Raw genomic sequence first — 17,051 nt, 5'->3', positions numbered from 1 at the left:
TGCGCATCAAGCCGCCCGGCCCGGCCAACGAAGCGCGCGAACGATGTAGCCTGCGCGCTTCGTCTCGGACTGCTTACGGACGGCTGCCGGTCGGGAACGGCCATGCAGCGGCCGGATTCAGGGCAGTCTTGACCGTTGCTGCGGGCGCGGACGGTTGCGCAGCAGGGGCAGCAGGTGCGGCAGCGGCCTTCGCAGGCGCCTTCTTGGCAGCCTTCTTGGCGGCAGCCTTCTTCGCAGGCGCAGCCTTCTTGGCAGCAGCCTTCTTCGCAGGCGCCTTCTTGGCTGCGACCTTCTTCGCAGCAACCTTCTTGGCCGCGGCCTTCTTCGCCGGCGCTGCCTTCTTCGCAGCAACCTTCTTCACGGCGACTTTCTTGGCTGCAACCTTCTTCGCTGCGGCCTTCTTCGCCGGTGCTGCCTTCTTCGCAGCAACCTTCTTCACGGCGACTTTCTTGGCTGCAACCTTCTTTGCTGCGGCCTTCTTCGCCGGTGCTGCCTTCTTCGCAGCAACCTTCTTCACGGCGACTTTCTTGGCTGCGACCTTCTTGACCGCGACCTTCTTCGCTGCGGCCTTCTTCGCCGGAGCTGCCTTCTTCGCTGCAACCTTCTTCACTGCGGCCTTCTTAGCCGCCGGTTTCTTCTTGGCAATAGCCATTTTTTTTCTCCTTCAGGTTCAGATGAGAGTCAGTTCAAACTACACCCTTCGTCAAAACCCGCTTCCCGCGAACGCTTCTCACGGCGCACGCTGCGAAGCGGGCTATTCATCGGCGTACGCTGATCCCGCGCGCTTACGCTAATGAATGCGGTAAGGCGCGCCGTGCCACGAGGCACAGCGCGCCAAGTCATTCCGGCGTCGGCTACCGACACCGGGCAACGTTCGTTGAAAGCGGCGGCCTCACAACACGCGAAGCCTGCGCGCTTTTCCGGGGGGAAGTTTGCCCATCCCTCTGAAGGGTTCGCAAAGTGCCTGTCACGTCGGTGAGCCAACCTGGCTCCGGGCATGCTTTGCATCAGGCGTTCCTGCTCCTAATCATCATGCCGGTCCAGGCGCCTGCACGGCGCCTGCCGGCAACCCCAAAAGACTTGCACCGCAGTGCGCCCGGGTTACTCCCAGGACAGCGCACCGCCCGTCTGATATTCGATCACGCGCGTCTCGAAGAAGTTGCGTTCCTTCTTCAAGTCGATCATCTCGCTCATCCACGGGAACGGATTCTCTTCGTTCGGGAACAGCTGATCGAGACCGATCTGCTGGCAACGGCGGTTGCAGATGAAGCGCAGATAGCTCTTGAACATCGATGCGTTCAGACCGAGCACGCCGCGAGGCATGGTGTCCTCGGCGTAGCGGTACTCGAGGTCGACCGCATGCTTGAACAGTTCGGTGATCTCCGCACGGAACGCCGGGGTCCACAGGTGCGGGTTTTCAAGCTTGATCTGGTTGATGAGGTCGATGCCGAAGTTGCAGTGCATCGACTCGTCACGCAGGATGTACTGGTACTGCTCCGCGGCGCCGGTCATCTTGTTCTGGCGGCCGAGCGCGAGAATTTGCGTGAAGCCCACATAGAAGAACAGGCCTTCCATGATGCAGGCGAACACGATGAGCGACTTGAGCAGATTCTGGTCGGCTTCGAGCGTGCCGGTCTTGAACGACGGATCAGTCAGCGTATGAATGAACGGGATCAGGAACTCGTCCTTGTCGCGGATCGACTTGACCTCGTGGTACGCGTTGAAGATCTCGCCTTCGTCCAGACCGAGCGACTCGACGATGTATTGGTAGGCGTGCGTGTGGATCGCCTCTTCGAACGCCTGGCGCAGCAGGAACTGGCGGCATTCGGGCGCCGTGATGTGCCGGTAGGTGCCGAGCACGATGTTGTTCGCGGCGAGCGAGTCGGCGGTCACGAAGAAGCCGAGGTTGCGCTTGACGACGCGGCGCTCGTCCTCGGTCAGACCGTTGGGGTCTTTCCAGAGGGCGATGTCGCGGGACATGTTGATTTCCTGCGGCATCCAGTGGTTCGCGCAGCCCGCAAGGTACTTTTCCCAAGCCCACTTGTATTTGAACGGGACCAACTGATTCACGTCGGTCTGGCCGTTGATGATGCGCTTGTCGGCGACATTCACGCGCGCTTCGGTCGAGACCGGCGCTTGCGGCGGCGGTGCGACGGCGAAGTCGCTGGCGAAGATGTTGGTCGCCGTGGAAGCCTGAGGAGCGGAACGCAGACCAAACTGCACCTCGGCAGCCTGGACAGCCTGACCCGCGGGGTTGCGCATTGCGTTTTCCTGCGCACCGCTCGACGGAGTTACGGCCGTGATCTCGTCATCCCAGTTGAGCATAAATGTCACCATCAATTTAGATCGGTTTGTACCATCTTTTCGTGAGCGATAAAAGGGTTCGCACACGAAAAATCCTGTTTTCGATTCGCGTTGCGACCTCGATACAACACTTTGTTATCGCATCGTGTCGATTGCATCGCGTGAGCACTGTGTAGAGAGCACTGATTCGGCGTGCTCACTTCGCATGTGCGATGTGCTTCGAAGGTCTTCGCGACATCGAGAGCGTGTGTGAAAGACGATGTTCGCCGCGCGCTTTTCGCTCGCGCTGCGAGTGCGTTTTCACTCGCCGCTCACTGCTTGCCGCGCGCGGCGCTGGAAGCTCGCGCGGCCTGAGTCTTGTCCCTGCGAGAAACTCCAGGGATTCCTTCCTGTTGCCTCATTCGCGTACTGCAACGCGCGTGGTGCGAGTTGCCGGGAGAGTCGGCGCGCATTGCGCGCGCCTCTTTCGTTGTTACATCTCGCTGCGACTGCTTCTACTACTGTTTACTACCGATGCTTTGGTCCTCGCATGATGCGCGCGGCGTTGCACCGCACGCATCATGCTCAACCCGCTTTACTGGCAAGCCTCGCACTCTTCGAAGCCGGGGTCGCCCGGACGCATCATGCACACCGGGCCATCTGCTTCCGGTGCCGCTTCAACCGCGGCTTCCGGTGCGGCGTGCATCGTGGTCGACCCTGCTGCACCGCCGAATGCGCCGCCCGTTGCACCGCCGAACGCGCCACCCGCATTGCCGCCACCTTCGCCGCCCGTCGGCACGGCGTTGAGCGCGCCGTGCGCAACCGTCGACTTCTCGACGTGCGTCGCCGCCATCGTGCGCAGGTAGTACGTGGTCTTCAGACCGCGCACCCATGCGAGCTTGTAGATCTCGTCGAGCTTCTTGCCCGATGCGCCCGCCATGAAGATGTTCAGCGATTGCGCCTGGTCGATCCACTTCTGACGACGCGATGCGGCTTCGACGAGCCACGTCGGGTCGACTTCGAACGCCGTTGCATACACAGCGCGTAGATCGGCCGGCACGCGGTCGATACGCGAGAGCATGCCGTCGAAGTACTTCAGGTCGGCGACCATGACTTCGTCCCACAGGCCGCGTGCCTTCAGGTCGCGCACCAGGTAGTCGTTCACCACCGTGAATTCGCCCGAGAGGTTCGACTTCACGTAAAGGTTCTGGAACGTCGGCTCGATGCAAGGCGACACGCCGATGATGTTCGAGATGGTCGCGGTCGGTGCGATCGCGATGCAGTTCGAATTGCGCATGCCGTGCGTCGCGATGCGCTCGCGCAGCGACGTCCAGTCCATCGACTCGCTCGAGTCGACTTCGACGTAGCCGCCGCGCGCTTCGGCGAGCAGCTTGAGCGTGTCCTGCGGGAGGATGCCGCGATCCCACAGCGAGCCGCGGTAGGTCGAGTAGCGGCCGCGCTCGGCTGCCAGCTCCGTCGACGCCCAGTACGCGTAGTAGCAGACGGCTTCCATCGAGCGGTCGGCGAACTCCACGGCTTCTTGCGAAGCAAACGGCGTGCGCAGAACGTGCAGGCAGTCCTGGAAGCCCATGATGCCCATGCCCACCGGACGGTGCTTCAGGTTCGAGTTGCGCGCCTTCGACACCGCGTAGTAGTTGATGTCGATGACGTTGTCGAGCATGCGCATCGCCACGCCGATGGTGCGCTTGAGCTTGTCGTGGTCGAGTGCGTACGTGCCGTCGGCCTGTTCGACCATGTGCGCGACCAGGTTCACCGATCCCAGGTTACAGACGGCGATTTCGCTGTCGCTGGTGTTCAGGGTGATTTCCGTACACAGGTTCGACGAGTGGACGACGCCCACGTGCTGCTGCGGCGAACGGATGTTGCACGGATCCTTGAACGTGATCCACGGATGGCCGGTTTCGAACAGCATGCCGAGCATCTTGCGCCACAGTTGCGCGGCCGGCAGCTTCTTGAACAGCTTGATCTCGCCGCGCGCGACCTTCTCTTCGTAAGCCGTGTAAGCCTGTTCGAACTCGGCGCCGAACTTGTCGTGCAGATCCGGGCAGGTCGAGGGCGAGAAGAGCGTCCAGTCGCCGCCTTCCATCACGCGCTTCATGAACAGGTCGGGAATCCAGTTCGCCGTGTTCATGTCGTGGGTGCGGCGGCGGTCGTCGCCCGTGTTCTTGCGCAGCTCGAGGAATTCTTCGATGTCGAGGTGCCACGATTCCAGGTATGCGCACACCGCGCCCTTGCGCTTGCCACCCTGGTTCACGGCCACAGCCGTGTCGTTCACGACCTTCAGGAACGGCACGACGCCTTGCGACTTGCCGTTGGTGCCCTTGATGTGCGAGCCGAGCGCGCGCACGCGCGTCCAGTCGTTGCCCAGACCGCCGGCAAACTTCGAGAGCAGCGCGTTGTCCTTGAGCGCTTCGTAGATGCCGTCGAGGTCGTCGGCAACCGTCGTGAGATAGCACGACGAGAGCTGCGAGCGGTGCGTGCCCGAGTTGAACAGCGTGGGCGTGGACGACATAAAGTCGAACGACGAGAGCACGTTGTAGAACTCGATCGCGCGCGCTTCGCGGTCGATCTCGTTGAGCGAAAGGCCCATTGCGACACGCATGAAGAATGCCTGCGGCATTTCGATGCGCGTGCCGTGCACGTGCAGGAAGTAGCGGTCGTACAGCGTCTGCAGGCCGAGGTAGCCGAACTGCAGGTCGCGGCTCGCGTCGAGCGCGTTACCGAGACGCTTGAGGTCGAACTGCTGGAGCTTGTCGTCGAGCAGGCCGGCTTCCACGCCGCGCTTGATGAACTGCGGGAAGTAGTCGGCGTAACGCGCGGCCATTTCGGCTTGCGTCACTTCCTCTTCGAGAATTTCGCGACGGATCGTGTGCAGCAGGATGCGCGAGGTCGCCTGGCTATACGCCGGGTCCTTTTCGATCATCGTGCGCGCAGCGAGGATGGCCGAGTCGTAGACCTGGGTCATCGGCACGCCGTCGTACAGATTCTTCACCGTTTCCGCGACGATCGGGTCAGCGTTGACCGCGTCGCCGAGACCGTCGCACGACGAGACGATCAGCGCGCGCAGTCCTTGCATGTCGAGCGGGCGCGTCACGCCGTTGTCCGTGACGTTGATGCCGGGCGCTGCGCTCGCTGCCGTTTCCGGCGCTTGCGCGCGCTCCTGGTTGCGCTTCTCGCGATACAGCACGTAGGCGCGCGCGACGTTGTGCTCGCCACCGCGCATCAGCGCGAGTTCGACCTGATCCTGGATGTCTTCGATATGGAACGTGCCGCCGTTCGGACGGCTGCGCACGAGTGCGCGCACGACGTTCTGCGTGAGCTGCTCGACGAGCTCGCGCACGCGCGCCGAAGCCGCGCCCTGGCCGCCGTTCACGGCGAGGAAGGCCTTCGTCATCGCGATCGCGACTTTCGAAGGTTCGAACGACACCACGCTACCGTTGCGGCGAATCACCTTGTGGTCGGCGAACTGCTGCGCGCTCGTCTGGCCGTCTTGCGGTTGGCCACCCAGTGCGTGCGCGGCGGGCGCGCCTTCATACCGGGTCGAGACGTTATCGGTCGTTTGCATGTGCAAAGCTCCTGGGTCCTGGAAAGGTGCGAAGAGAGTTCGCGGATTAGTACGGACGCCGACGCCGTGCCCCCGTGAGCACGCGCGATCGGGCAGAGAAGAAAGTCCAGCCTGGCGAGGCTGCCGGATGCGACAAGGCAGATGAAACACGGACTGCTTCGGTCTTCATCGTGGATGTCGCGATCATTGGCTGTACCTTCTCTCTCGATTACAGCCGGTGCGCCGGTTCTCTCGGCCGACGGCACCGTACAAAGTTTCTGTTTTTTCTATGCTGGTAACGCGCGCGGCGCCTTGCGCGTGAAGCGGGGCGCCGCAGTACAACACAACATATGGTGTGAAGCCTTGTTTCAGGTACAAAGTATAGTGGAAGAAACAATACGATCAAACGGCTTTTTTTGCTGGTCCTATCTTGACAAGGCTACAAGCCAAGCAGCGCGGGCCTTGGCGGCGAGCCCCCCCTTCGAGTGGTCTGCGAGACGCGCGCAAAGACCCTGCGTTTGCGCGCGAGAGGTGCTTATTTCTTGTGCAGCTGGCGAGGGTTTAGCGGGCGCTTGAGCGTGTCACGACGCCGCGTTCTGAGCGCCGTGCCCCTGGATATAGGGGAAGCTGGCATCGGCGAGCTGCGTATCGTGTTTGAGGCGCGCCCAGTCGAAGTGCGGGCCGGGATCGGTCTTGCGCCCAGGCGCGATGTCCGAATGGCCCGCCAGCGCCTCGATCGGATAGTGCGCGACGAGCGCCTTCACGAGCGCCGCGAGCGTGGCGTATTGCGGCGCCTCGAAGGCCGTCGTGTCGCTGCCTTCCAGCTCGATGCCGATGGCGAAATCGTTGCAGCGCTCGCGCCCGAAGAAGCTCGACGCGCCCGCGTGCCACGCGCGCTCGTCGCACGAGACGAACTGCTCGAGGGCGCCATCGCGATGAATGACGAAGTGCGCCGAGACGCGCACGCCGCGCAGGTTGGCATCGAAGTAAGGATGCGCGTCGCAGTCGAGGCGGTTGAGAAAGAGATCGGCGATCTCAGGGCCGCCGAAGACGTTGGGCGGCAGACTGATGTTGTGGACGACGATGAGCGTCGGCACGGCGCCTTGCGGGCGGGCCTCGAAGTTGGGCGAAGGCAGGTGGCGCGCGCCGGGCACCCAGCCCTGCGCATCGACTTCGTACGCGCGCGATCCTGGCAAGCCTGGCGATGCGGCAGCGCTCATCGTGCGGGGCGATCCTGGGCCGTGGTGCGCGCGTCGTAGGCGCGCGCGTGCTCGGAACTGCAGAACGAGCGCGTGCCGACATTCACCGATTCACTGCGCGGCGCGTGCACACCGCACTCGGCGCAGCGGACCATCGGCTCGGGCAGCGCAGCTTTACCGCTCGCGCTCGCGCCGCCATTGGCGTTGCGCGCGGCGCCCTGCTCCGGCTGCGCGCCTTGCCCCGGTTGCGCACCGGCACGCGTTTGCGTCTGCGCACGGCGCAGCGCCTTGACGAACCACTGTCCGACCACGAACAACAGTACGAGGAGAAGAATCTGTCTCATCGGAACACGCGACTCATGCGACTCAAACCACAGGGCGGTGCAGCAGCACCTCGAAGACGAAACGGCTGCCCACATAAGCGAGCAGCAAGGCGATGAACGATGCGATCACCCATCGCAGTGCAGCGCGGCCACGCCAGCCGGAAATCTTGCGCGCGGTGAGCAGCGCGCCGAACATCAGCCACGAAAGAATCGCGAAGACGGTCTTATGATCGAGCGAAAGCGGCCGGTCGATCAACTGCTCGCTGAACACGATGCCGGAGACGAGCGTGGCCGTGAGCAGCACGAAGCCCGCGCCGATCAGGCGGAACAGCAGCTTTTCCATCGTGAGGAGCGGCGGCAACGTCTCGATCCAGTTCGAGAGCCAGCCGCCGCCGCGATTGCTCGCGTTGCGCTGGAAGCCGGCGCCCTTGAGCGCATGCAGCCGGCGCTCGACGGCGAGCATCAGCACCGCATGCAACGCGGCGATCGCGAAGAGCCCATAGGCGACATTCGCGATGACGAAGTGCAGCTTGAACATCGGCGCGGCCGCATAGGGCAGCACGCGCACGCCGCCGAACACGAGCGGCAGGATCGACGCGACCGCGGCCAACGGCAGCAGCAAGAGACGCAGGCCGTCGAGCGCAAAGAAAAAGCTCTCGATCCAGTAGATGCCCGCGCCGAGCCAGAACATGGCCGACAACGCAAACGCGAAGCCGAACACCATTTCGTTGGCGGGGAAGATCGTCATGTGCAGCAGCACGCCGTGCGCGGCGAGCGCGACGAAGAGCAGCGCACGGGAAAGCGGGCCGAAGGTCCGCGCGCGCACGGCGTCGCCGCCCGCGCCGACCGTCACCGGAACGGGCGGCACGCTGCCTAGCAGCGGCGCGGTGCCCGCGCGGCGCAGCGCACGCCAGTCGGCGGCGCACAATCCGCCGTACAGGAGCATGGTGAGGGCATACAGTACAATATCCATGTTCGAAGTTTACTATAGGCCCCCTGGCCGCGCGGGATCGCGACGAATCGCGGCGCTTTCCCGTTTTGCGTGCGCGGGCGGGGCCGCACTGCTCACCGCCTCCCCATGCTCGACAATCTCACTCAACGGATGGCGCGCGTCGTCAAGACGCTGCGCGGCGAAGCCCGGCTGACCGAAGCCAATACGCAGGAAATGCTGCGCGAGGTGCGTCTCGCCCTGCTCGAAGCGGACGTGGCGCTGCCCGTCGTGCGCGAATTCATCGCCAAGGTGAAAGAGAAGGCGCTCGGCGAGGATGTGATCGCCAGCCTCTCGCCGGGCCAGGCGCTCGTCGGCGTGGTGCAGCGCGAGCTGACCGCCGTGATCGGCGGCGACTACGAAGGCAAGGCCGCCGAACTCGATCTCGCCGTCACGCCGCCTGCCGTCATCCTCATGGCGGGTCTGCAGGGCGCCGGTAAAACCACCACCACCGGCAAGCTCGCCAAGCTCCTGCGCGAGAAGTACAAGAAGAAGGTACTCACCGTTTCGTGCGACGTCTACCGCCCTGCCGCTATCGCGCAGTTGAAGACGGTGACGGAACAGGTCGGCGCCGACTTCTTCCCCTCGCAGCCTGACCAGAAGCCCGTCGAGATCGCCGCCGCGGCGGTCGACTGGGCCAAACGCCACTATCACGACGTGCTGCTCGTCGACACGGCCGGCCGCCTCGGTATCGACGAGGCGATGATGAACGAGATCACCGCGCTGCACTCCACGCTCAAGCCGGCTGAAACGCTCTTCGTGGTGGACGCCATGCTCGGCCAGGACGCGGTCAACACCGCGAAGGCGTTCAACGACGCCCTGCCGCTCACCGGCGTCGTGCTCACCAAGCTCGACGGCGACTCGCGCGGCGGCGCGGCGCTCTCTGTGCGCCACATCACGGGCAAGCCGATCAAGTTCGTCGGCGTCGCGGAAAAGCTCGACGGCCTCGAGGTGTTCCACCCGGACCGCATGGCGAACCGTATTCTCGGCATGGGCGACATTCTCGCTCTCGTCGAGGAAGCGCAGCGCGGCGTGGACGTCCAGGCCGCGCAAAAGCTCGCCGACAAGGTCAAGAAAGGCGGCGACTTCGACCTCAACGATTTCCGCGCGCAGCTCTCGCAAATGAAGAACATGGGTGGCCTGTCGTCGCTCATGGACAAGCTGCCCGCGCAGTTCCAGCAGGCCGCCTCGGGCGCCAACATGGGCCAGGCCGAGAAGCAGATGCGCCGCATGGAAGGCATCATCAACTCGATGACGGCCGCCGAGCGCGCCAAGCCCGAACTCATCAAGGCCACGCGCAAGCGCCGCATTGCGGCGGGCGCCGGCGTGCAGGTTCAGGAAGTGAACCGTATGCTCAACCAGTACGAGCAGATGCGCACCATGATGAAGAAGCTCAAAGGCGGCAATCTGCAAAAGATGATGCGCGGCATGAAGGGCATGATGCCGGGCATGCGCTGATCCTGCGGGCCGCGCGGCGCACATCGCGCGCGCTGGCGGCCCCACTCGACGCGGCGCGCGACGGACCAAATGCGCGGGTTTATGCTGTAGCGCGCGCCGCCGTTATTTTCCACACTTCAATAGCTACAGCTACCTTCCCGCCAGAGTCATGAATCGCGAAGAAGCCCTGCACATTATCCGCCACTCCGAAGAGATCGTTTCGGAGGGCGACGTCAATGCGTCGATCGGCCGGATGGCCGAAGCCATCCGCGCCGAGATCAGCGAGGACTTCCCGCTCGTGCTGTCGGTGATGGGCGGTGCCGCGGTGTTCACCGGCATGCTGCTGCCGCACCTCGACTTCCCGCTCGAGTTCGACTACATCCACCTCACGCGCTACCGCAACGCGATCAAGGGCAGCGCCGAGATGCAGTGGCGCGTGGCGCCGCGCGAGTCGGTGAAGGACCGGGTAGTGCTCGTGCTCGACGACATCCTCGACGAAGGCGAGACCATGGCCGCGATTCGCGACCGCATCATGGACATGGGCGCGAAGCGTTTCCTCTCGGCCGTGCTGTGCGAAAAGACCCTCACGAAGGCCAAGCCGCTGCATCCCGACTACTGCGGCTTTTCGGTGCCGGACCGCTACGTGTTCGGCTGCGGCATGGACGCCAAGGGTTACTGGCGCAATTTGCCGACCATCCGCGCGCTGACCGAAGGCGCGTGAAGCGCGCGTCGACTTTCTGACGCACCATGAAAAAAAGCAGCCCGCGGGCTGCTTTTTTGTTGCCTGCGACGCCCGCTGCACGCGACGTCAGAGGTGATGCACGAAGTTGGCGATTCCCGCGAGGATCATCTCCACCGATATCGCCACGAGAACGAGACCCATCAGCCGCTCGAAGGCCGTCACCACGCGCTCGCCCAGCAACTGCTGGATGCGCTCCGCCATCACCAGCACGATCGCGCAGATCACCATCGTCACGACGAGCGCCGTCATCCATTCATAGAGTTTGCCAGGCGCCTGCGAGGTGAGCAGCATGACCGTAGCAAGCGCCGAAGGCCCCGCCAGCGCGGGAATGGCGAGCGGCACGATGAGCGGCTCGCCGCCCTTGTCGCCGCCGCCGAACGGGCCGCCCGGATGCGGAAAGATCATGCGCAGCGCGATGAGGAACAGCACGATGCCGCCGCCGATGCGCAGCGAGGTATCCGTGAGCCCCATCATGCGCAGGAAGCTGTTGCCGGCGACCATGAAGATGAGCAGGATCACGAACGCAATCGCGACCTCGCGCAGGATCACGATCGCGCGGCGCTGCTTGGCGACGCCGCGCAAGCAGCTGATGAAGAGCGGAATATTACCGAGCGGGTCGGTGATGAGGAGCAGCAGGACCGTAGCGGACAGAAAACTATACTCCACGCTCGCAGCGCCCCTTTAACCGTGATGGATCGTCGTTAAACCGCGAGCGCCGCGCGGATCTTCTGCGCCACCGTCTGCACGGCCTCATCGGCCGGCAGCAGCGTCGCTTCGGTATCGCGGCGGCCCTGGTACTCGATCTTGCCGTCCTTCAGGCCGCGCTCGCCGATCACGAGACGATGCGGCACGCCGATCAGCTCCCAGTCGGCGAACATCACGCCCGGGCGCTCGCCGCGGTCGTCGAGAATCGCGTCCACGCCCGCTTGGACGAGTTCGTTGTAGACGCGCTCGGCGCGCTCGCGCACGAGCTCGCTGCGGTCCATGCCCATCGGGCACACGACGACCTGGAACGGCGCGATCGACTCAGGCCAGATGATGCCCTTCTCGTCGAAGTTCTGCTCGATGGCTGCACCGAGAATACGCGTGACGCCAATGCCGTAGCAGCCCATCTGCATCGGCGCAGGCTTGCCGTTCTCGGCGAGGAAGGTGGCGTTCATCGCTTCCGAGTACTTCGTGCCGAGCTGGAACACGTGGCCCACTTCGATGCCACGGCAAATGTCGATCACGCCCTTGCCGTCCGGCGAGGGATCGCCCTTCTTCACGTTGCGGATGTCGGCGACGACCGGCTCGGGCAAGTCGCGGCCCCAGTTCACGCCCGTGGTGTGGAAATCGACTTCGTTCGTGCCGACCACGAAATCGCTCATGTTCGCGACCGTGCGATCGGCGATCACCTTGACCGGCTTCTTCGTGTTGAGCGGACCGAGGTAGCCCGGCGGCGTGCCGAACCACTCGACGATTTCCGCTTCGGTAGCGAAGCGGAAGCCGCTCAGGCCTTCGAGCTTGCCGACCTTGATCTCGTTCAGGTCGTGGTCGCCGCGCAGCATCAGCAGCCAGATCGTGGGCTCGGCGCCCTCGTTGTCCGTCGCGAGGATGATCGACTTGATCGTGCTTTCAAGCGGAATGCCGAGCAACTCAGCAACTGCCTCGCACTTGGCCGCGCCCGGCGTGGGCGTTTTCGTGAGCACCTGCGTAGGGGCGCCGCGCTGCGCGACGAGCGGCAGCGCTTCGGCGGCTTCGACGTTGGCCGCGAACTCCGAGGTCGGGCAGTAGGCGATATCGTCCTCGCCCGTTTCCGCGATCACGTGGAATTCGTGCGAGCCGCTGCCGCCGATCGAGCCGTTGTCGGCCGCGACTGCGCGGAACTGCAGGCCGAGACGCGTGAAGATGCGCACGTAAGCGTCGTACATCTTCTGGTAGGAGAGCTTGAGACCTTCGACGTCCTTATCGAACGAGTACGCGTCCTTCATGATGAATTCGCGCCCGCGCATCACGCCGAAACGGGGACGGATTTCGTCGCGGAACTTCGTCTGCACCTGATAGAAGTTCACCGGCAGTTGGCGATAGCTCTTGATCTGGCCACGCGCGATGTCGGTGACGACCTCTTCGTGCGTCGGACCCATCACGAAGTCGCTCTGCTTGCGATCCTTGAAGCGCAGCAGTTCCGGCCCGTATTGTTCCCAGCGACCCGATTCCTGCCACAGCTCGGCCGGCTGCACGGCCGGCATGAGCAGCTCGATTGCGCCAGCGCGGTTCATTTCCTCGCGCACGATCTGCTCGACCTTGCGGATCGAACGCAGGCCGATCGGCAGATAGTTATAAATGCCGCCAGCGATGCGACGGATCATGCCCGCGCGAACCATCAGCTTGTGGCTGACGATTTCCGCGTCAGCGGGCGCTTCCTTCAGGGTGCCGATAAAGAAACGGGAGGCTTTCATTCAAATTATCCAAAAGCGGCGGCCCGGTGCAGACCGCCCGAAAAAGTGACCAACGGAGGAGTTCACGAACCCGCCATTATGACAACGCGCCGGGTGCCGTGCCGATGAAGCCGGCCAGATTCGAAGCCGATCGCGCTCCGAGACCGTTTTGCGCGGTCGCGGCCATTCGCTCAACTTTCCGGACGCCGGGTCACGGACGCCGGGTGCGTGAGGACCGTTATCTGTTTATAATCAAAGCAATTTTAAAGGATTCGAAGGTGGTTGTATGCTGGATCGTGAGGGGTTTCGCCCGAACGTCGGCATCATCCTCTTGAACGCGCGAAACGAGGTGTTTTGGGGCAAGCGGGTTCGCGAACATTCCTGGCAGTTTCCGCAAGGGGGCATCAAGTATGGTGAAACCCCCATGCAGGCAATGTTTCGGGAGTTGCACGAAGAAACCGGTTTGCATCCGGAGCACGTCAAGATCGTCGGTCGCACACGCGACTGGTTGCGTTATGAGGTGCCGGACAAGTTCATCAAGCGAGAGGTGCGCGGCCATTATCGCGGTCAGAAACAGATCTGGTTTCTGCTGCGTATGGTCGGGCGCGACTGCGATATCTGCCTGCGGGCAACGGAGCATCCCGAGTTCGATGCGTGGCGCTGGAACGAATACTGGGTACCGCTCGAAGCGGTCATCGAGTTCAAGCGTGACGTCTATCAGCTCGCGCTGACCGAGCTCTCGCGCTTCCTGCGACGGCCCGCGCCGCGTCAGGAGCGCCTGGGCGTGCAGGCTCACGAGGTGCGCTACCCGCGCATCGTGACGTCGGCACACGCAGACGCGGTGCACGCCGAGCCGTACGATGTCGCGGCAGAAAGCGTGCCCGAACGTACGCCCCGCGCGCAACCCGCGCCGGGCCCCGCCGGTTCGCATTCGCGGCGCAGTTCGTTCGTCACTCGCGCCCGTGCTTCGAGGAAAACCAATTTGAAACGATTTGCTCTTGCTGCGGCATGCGCCGCAGGCGGTGTGCTGCTTGTGTCAGGACTGGCCGCGTGCTCCAGTTCCGGTCCCACGAACAAGGACGACAGCACGTTCGTCTACCTTCTGGACCGCAAGGGCGAATGGCAGGAAAACAAGCTCGAGGGTCTGCCGCCGCTGCCGCAGGCAGGCGCGACGCTGCTGCCGTTCGACGTCTCGAACAATTCGCCGCTAAAGTTCGCCGTCGATCCTGCATCGCTCACGGTCGGCACGGATGGCGTCGTGCGCTACACGATCGTTATCACGAGCCCGACTGGCGCACGTAACGTGAATTACGAAGGGATTCGCTGCGACACCTACGAGTGGCGCCTCTACGCGAGCCTCGACGCCGATCACAACGGCTGGGACCAGACCGTCGCGAACAACTGGTCGCGCATCGAGAACGGTACGCTCAATGCGTACCAGTCGAGGCTTTATCAGGACTACTTCTGCGCCAACAAGATGCCGATCGCGAAGGCGTCGACCCTCATCGAGAACCTGCGCTACGGCCGCACGCAGTCGACGCTGGTGCGTTAAAAGTTGCGCCACCGCATGCTGTAATGGGCATGAAAAAAGCCGCTGCGGCCTTTGGCCACAGCGGCTTTTTAACTTTTGGCGATGCGCGGCTGGCTGGAAACAGCCGTCAAACCAGCACGAGATTGTCGCGGTGGATCAGCTCCGGCTCGAGCATATAGCCCAGGATGCCCTCGATCTCGCCACTCGGATGACGCTGAATCAGCTTCGTTTCCGCGCTGCTGTAGTTGGTAAGCCCGCGCGCCACTTCCACGCCCGCACCGCTCAGGCAAGCGATCACTTCACCGCGCGCAAACGCGCCCTGCACGCCGGTCACGCCAATGGGCAGCAGGCTCTTGCCGTCTGCCATGAGCTTCTGCACCGCGCCGTCGTCGATCACGACGTGGCCGCGCACCTGCAGGTGGTCGGCCATCCACTGCTTGCGCGCCGCCATGCGCGCCGTGCGTGCGATGAGTTGCGTGCCGATCGCCTCGCCCCCAGCCAGACGCACGAGCACTTGCGCTTCACGCCCGCTCGCGATCACCGTGTTCGCGCCGCTATGCGCGGCGCGCTTGGCCGCGAGGATCTTGGTGAGCATGCCGCCGCGGCCGATGCTCGACCCTGCGCCGCCCGCCATTGCCTCGAGCTCCGGCTTGCCTGCGTCGGCTTCCTGCACGAGCGTCGCGCTCGGATCCTTGCGCGGATCGGCCGTATAAAGGCCGCTTTGGTCGGTGAGGATGATGAGCGCATCGCCTTCGATCAGGTTCGCGACGAGCGCGCCGAGCGTGTCGTTGTCGCCGAACTTGATTTCGTCGGTGACCACGGTGTCGTTCTCGTTGATGATCGGCACGACGCCCAGGCGCAGCAGCGTGAGCAACGTGGAACGCGCATTGAGATAGCGCTCGCGGTCAGCCAGGTCGGCATGCGTGAGCAGGATCTGCGCAGTGCGAATGTCGTGCTCGGCAAAGCGGCTTTCATAGACTTGAGCGAGCCCCATCTGCCCGACTGCCGCGGCAGCCTGAAGCTCGTCGATCTCGCGCGGCCGCTTCGTCCAGCCGAGCCGTTGCATGCCTTCGGCGATCGCGCCCGAACTCACGAGCACGACTTCCTTGCCCTGCGCTCGCAGCGCCGCAATCTGCGCGGCCCAGCGGCCGATTGCCGCATGATCGAGCCCGCGACCGTCGTTGGTGACGAGGCTCGAACCGACTTTCACTACCAGACGCCGCGAATCGGCGATGACGGAACGCATGCTGCGCGGTCTCCCAAATGACTGATGACGCGTGACGTTTCCTTGGCTCGGCCTGCGCGGCTCGCGCGCCGGCCGGCGCGGCGAATTACTCCTGAGGCTGCTCCGCGTTCCCGCCTTGCCCCTCACGGAAGCGCACGTCGGATGCGAGGTCTTCGGCTTCCGCTGCACGGCGCGCGTCCGAGTGCGCACTGACGTAGTCGTACACCGCGTAACACAGGTTTTCGCAGCCCTGCCCCGTGAGCGCGGAAATCTCGAACACGGGACCGTCCCACTCGAACCGTTTCACGAAGTCGGCAACGCGCTCGGCGCGCTCTTCCTCCGGCACCATGTCGAGCTTGTTCAGCACGAGCCAGCGCGGCTTTTCATAGAGCGTCTCGTCGTACTTGCGCAGCTCGCCGACGATCGCCTTCGCCTCCGCAACCGGATCGACGCTTTCGTCGAACGGCGCGAGGTCGACCAGATGCAGCAGCAGGTTCGTGCGCTGCAGGTGGCGCAGGAACTGGTGACCGAGGCCCGCGCCTTCGGCGGCGCCTTCGATCAGGCCCGGAATGTCGGCGATCACGAAGCTCTTGCTCGGCCCCACGCGCACCACGCCCAGATTCGGCGCGAGTGTCGTGAACGGGTAGTCGGCAATCTTGGGCTTCGCGTTCGACACCGAGGAGATGAACGTGGACTTGCCCGCGTTCGGCATGCCGAGCAGGCCGACGTCGGCCAGCACTTTCAGTTCCAGCTTGAGCATGCGGCGCTCGCCGGGCTTGCCGTCGGTCTTCTGACGCGGCGCGCGGTTCGTGGAGGACTTGAAATGCAGGTTGCCGAGGCCACCCGCGCCGCCCTTCGCGACCATGACTTGCTGATCGTGCTCGGTCAGGTCTGCGATCAACTCGCCCGTGTCCTGGTCGGTGATGGCTGTGCCCACCGGCATGCGCAGCGTGATGTCGTCGCCGCCCTTGCCGTAGCAGTCCGAGCCGCGGCCGTTCTCGCCGTTGCGCGCCTGGTGCTTCTTTGTGTAGCGGTAGTCGATGAGCGTGTTGATGTTGCGGTCACCGACCGCGTAGACGCTGCCGCCGCGCCCGCCGTCACCGCCGTCCGGCCCGCCGAACGGGACGAACTTCTCGCGTCGCATCGACGCGCTGCCATCGCCCCCATCGCCGGCGATGACTTCGATCTTCGCTTCGTCAATGAACTTCATGAGTTACTCCGTCCCGTGAATATCGATATTTTGCCCGCCATGGCCGAAACTGGCCAACCTGGCCGAACGGCCAACGACGTTCCGCAAGCCAACGGAAGGTCGTTACGACCCCGAAAGACTGCAGATAAATA

14 protein-coding genes and 1 pseudogene are annotated in these 17,051 nt (G+C 63.8%); 4 read left to right on the top strand and 11 right to left on the bottom strand.

Going from position 1 to position 17,051, the window contains the following annotated elements; all coding sequences use genetic code 11:
* Window positions 1-73 precede the first annotated feature (73 nt).
* The 7 genes from M3I54_RS34500 to M3I54_RS34470 form a co-directional block, all read right to left on the bottom strand.
* Complete coding sequence (locus tag M3I54_RS34500; protein WP_254343899.1) at window positions 74-652, bottom strand: histone H1-like DNA-binding protein; 579 nt, start codon at window positions 650-652, stop codon at window positions 74-76.
* Between the two features lie 29 nt (window positions 653-681).
* Window positions 682-1,008, bottom strand: coding sequence for a hypothetical protein (locus M3I54_RS34495; protein WP_158758655.1), 327 nt, complete (start codon window positions 1,006-1,008; stop codon window positions 682-684).
* Between the two features lie 93 nt (window positions 1,009-1,101).
* Window positions 1,102-2,325, bottom strand: coding sequence for a ribonucleotide-diphosphate reductase subunit beta (locus M3I54_RS34490; RefSeq protein WP_254343898.1), 1,224 nt, complete (start codon window positions 2,323-2,325; stop codon window positions 1,102-1,104).
* A gap of 553 nt (window positions 2,326-2,878) precedes the next feature.
* Entirely contained in the window at window positions 2,879-5,869 is a 2,991-nt protein-coding gene (locus M3I54_RS34485) for a ribonucleoside-diphosphate reductase subunit alpha (protein ID WP_254343896.1), read from the bottom strand.
* A 560-nt stretch (window positions 5,870-6,429) separates the two neighbouring features.
* A complete protein-coding gene (gene ampD, locus M3I54_RS34480; protein WP_254343894.1) occupies window positions 6,430-7,068 on the bottom strand; it encodes a 1,6-anhydro-N-acetylmuramyl-L-alanine amidase AmpD in 639 nt (212 codons plus the stop codon).
* A complete protein-coding gene (locus M3I54_RS34475) occupies window positions 7,065-7,391 on the bottom strand; it encodes a PP0621 family protein (RefSeq protein ID WP_254343892.1) in 327 nt (108 codons plus the stop codon). Before M3I54_RS34475 ends, ampD begins: the two co-directional genes overlap by 4 nt.
* Before the next feature lie 22 nt (window positions 7,392-7,413).
* Complete coding sequence (locus M3I54_RS34470; protein ID WP_254343890.1) at window positions 7,414-8,343, bottom strand: inner membrane protein YpjD; 930 nt, start codon at window positions 8,341-8,343, stop codon at window positions 7,414-7,416.
* Between the two features lie 105 nt (window positions 8,344-8,448).
* On the opposite strand from M3I54_RS34470, the gene ffh reads away from it, so the two are divergent.
* Both ffh and M3I54_RS34460 read left to right on the top strand, forming a co-directional pair.
* On the top strand, window positions 8,449-9,816 hold the full coding sequence (gene ffh / locus M3I54_RS34465) for a signal recognition particle protein (protein WP_254343887.1): 1,368 nt from the start codon (window positions 8,449-8,451) through the stop codon (window positions 9,814-9,816).
* Between the two features lie 148 nt (window positions 9,817-9,964).
* Window positions 9,965-10,516 (top strand): hypoxanthine-guanine phosphoribosyltransferase, encoded by a 552-nt coding sequence (locus M3I54_RS34460; RefSeq protein ID WP_254343882.1) that lies wholly within the window; start codon window positions 9,965-9,967, stop codon window positions 10,514-10,516.
* 87 nt (window positions 10,517-10,603) lie between these two features.
* Here the strand turns inward: M3I54_RS34460 and M3I54_RS34455 are convergent, their stop codons facing one another.
* The gene (locus M3I54_RS34455) at window positions 10,604-11,203 is read right to left on the bottom strand and encodes a MarC family protein (protein WP_254343881.1); all 600 of its coding nucleotides are present in this window, start codon (window positions 11,201-11,203) and stop codon (window positions 10,604-10,606) included.
* Window positions 11,204-11,238: 35 nt separating this feature from the next.
* Complete coding sequence (locus M3I54_RS34450; protein ID WP_254343880.1) at window positions 11,239-12,975, bottom strand: proline--tRNA ligase; 1,737 nt, start codon at window positions 12,973-12,975, stop codon at window positions 11,239-11,241.
* Between the two features lie 265 nt (window positions 12,976-13,240).
* Between M3I54_RS34450 and M3I54_RS34445 the strand changes: the two are divergent.
* Together M3I54_RS34445 and M3I54_RS34440 are read left to right on the top strand one after the other, a co-directional pair.
* Window positions 13,241-13,724 (top strand): annotated as a pseudogene (locus tag M3I54_RS34445) (RNA pyrophosphohydrolase); the annotation flags it as partial.
* A gap of 14 nt (window positions 13,725-13,738) precedes the next feature.
* Window positions 13,739-14,506, top strand: coding sequence for a CNP1-like family protein (locus M3I54_RS34440; RefSeq protein WP_254343929.1), 768 nt, complete (start codon window positions 13,739-13,741; stop codon window positions 14,504-14,506).
* A gap of 106 nt (window positions 14,507-14,612) precedes the next feature.
* On the opposite strand, the gene proB is transcribed toward M3I54_RS34440, so the two are convergent.
* A complete protein-coding gene (gene proB, locus M3I54_RS34435) occupies window positions 14,613-15,731 on the bottom strand; it encodes a glutamate 5-kinase (protein ID WP_254343879.1) in 1,119 nt (372 codons plus the stop codon).
* An 85-nt stretch (window positions 15,732-15,816) separates the two neighbouring features.
* Window positions 15,817-16,920: an Obg family GTPase CgtA gene (gene cgtA, locus M3I54_RS34430; protein ID WP_254343878.1), complete on the bottom strand. Its 1,104-nt coding sequence runs from the start codon at window positions 16,918-16,920 to the stop codon at window positions 15,817-15,819.
* Window positions 16,921-17,051: the final 131 nt, after the last annotated feature.

This window comes from Paraburkholderia sp. CNPSo 3274 (assembly GCF_024206475.1).
Taxonomy (GTDB): domain Bacteria; phylum Pseudomonadota; class Gammaproteobacteria; order Burkholderiales; family Burkholderiaceae; genus Paraburkholderia.
Note: the sequence above shows the minus strand (reverse complement) of the source record. Positions and strands in the feature narration are given on the sequence as shown.

Bases quoted from the DNA above. Each gene is read 5' to 3' on its own strand.
- M3I54_RS34460 (WP_254343882.1), top strand. From the start codon at position 9,965: ATGAATCGCGAAGAAGCCCTGCACATTATCCGCCACTCCGAAGAGATC.
- M3I54_RS34490 (WP_254343898.1), bottom strand. From the start codon at position 2,325: ATGCTCAACTGGGATGACGAGATCACGGCCGTAACTCCGTCGAGCGGT.
- ffh (WP_254343887.1), top strand. From the start codon at position 8,449: ATGCTCGACAATCTCACTCAACGGATGGCGCGCGTCGTCAAGACGCTG.
- ampD (WP_254343894.1), bottom strand. From the start codon at position 7,068: ATGAGCGCTGCCGCATCGCCAGGCTTGCCAGGATCGCGCGCGTACGAA.
- cgtA (WP_254343878.1), bottom strand. From the start codon at position 16,920: ATGAAGTTCATTGACGAAGCGAAGATCGAAGTCATCGCCGGCGATGGG.
- M3I54_RS34475 (WP_254343892.1), bottom strand. From the start codon at position 7,391: ATGAGACAGATTCTTCTCCTCGTACTGTTGTTCGTGGTCGGACAGTGG.
- M3I54_RS34470 (WP_254343890.1), bottom strand. From the start codon at position 8,343: ATGGATATTGTACTGTATGCCCTCACCATGCTCCTGTACGGCGGATTG.
- M3I54_RS34485 (WP_254343896.1), bottom strand. From the start codon at position 5,869: ATGCAAACGACCGATAACGTCTCGACCCGGTATGAAGGCGCGCCCGCC.
- M3I54_RS34450 (WP_254343880.1), bottom strand. From the start codon at position 12,975: ATGAAAGCCTCCCGTTTCTTTATCGGCACCCTGAAGGAAGCGCCCGCT.
- M3I54_RS34495 (WP_158758655.1), bottom strand. From the start codon at position 1,008: ATGCAAAGCATGCCCGGAGCCAGGTTGGCTCACCGACGTGACAGGCAC.
- M3I54_RS34500 (WP_254343899.1), bottom strand. From the start codon at position 652: ATGGCTATTGCCAAGAAGAAACCGGCGGCTAAGAAGGCCGCAGTGAAG.
- proB (WP_254343879.1), bottom strand. From the start codon at position 15,731: ATGCGTTCCGTCATCGCCGATTCGCGGCGTCTGGTAGTGAAAGTCGGT.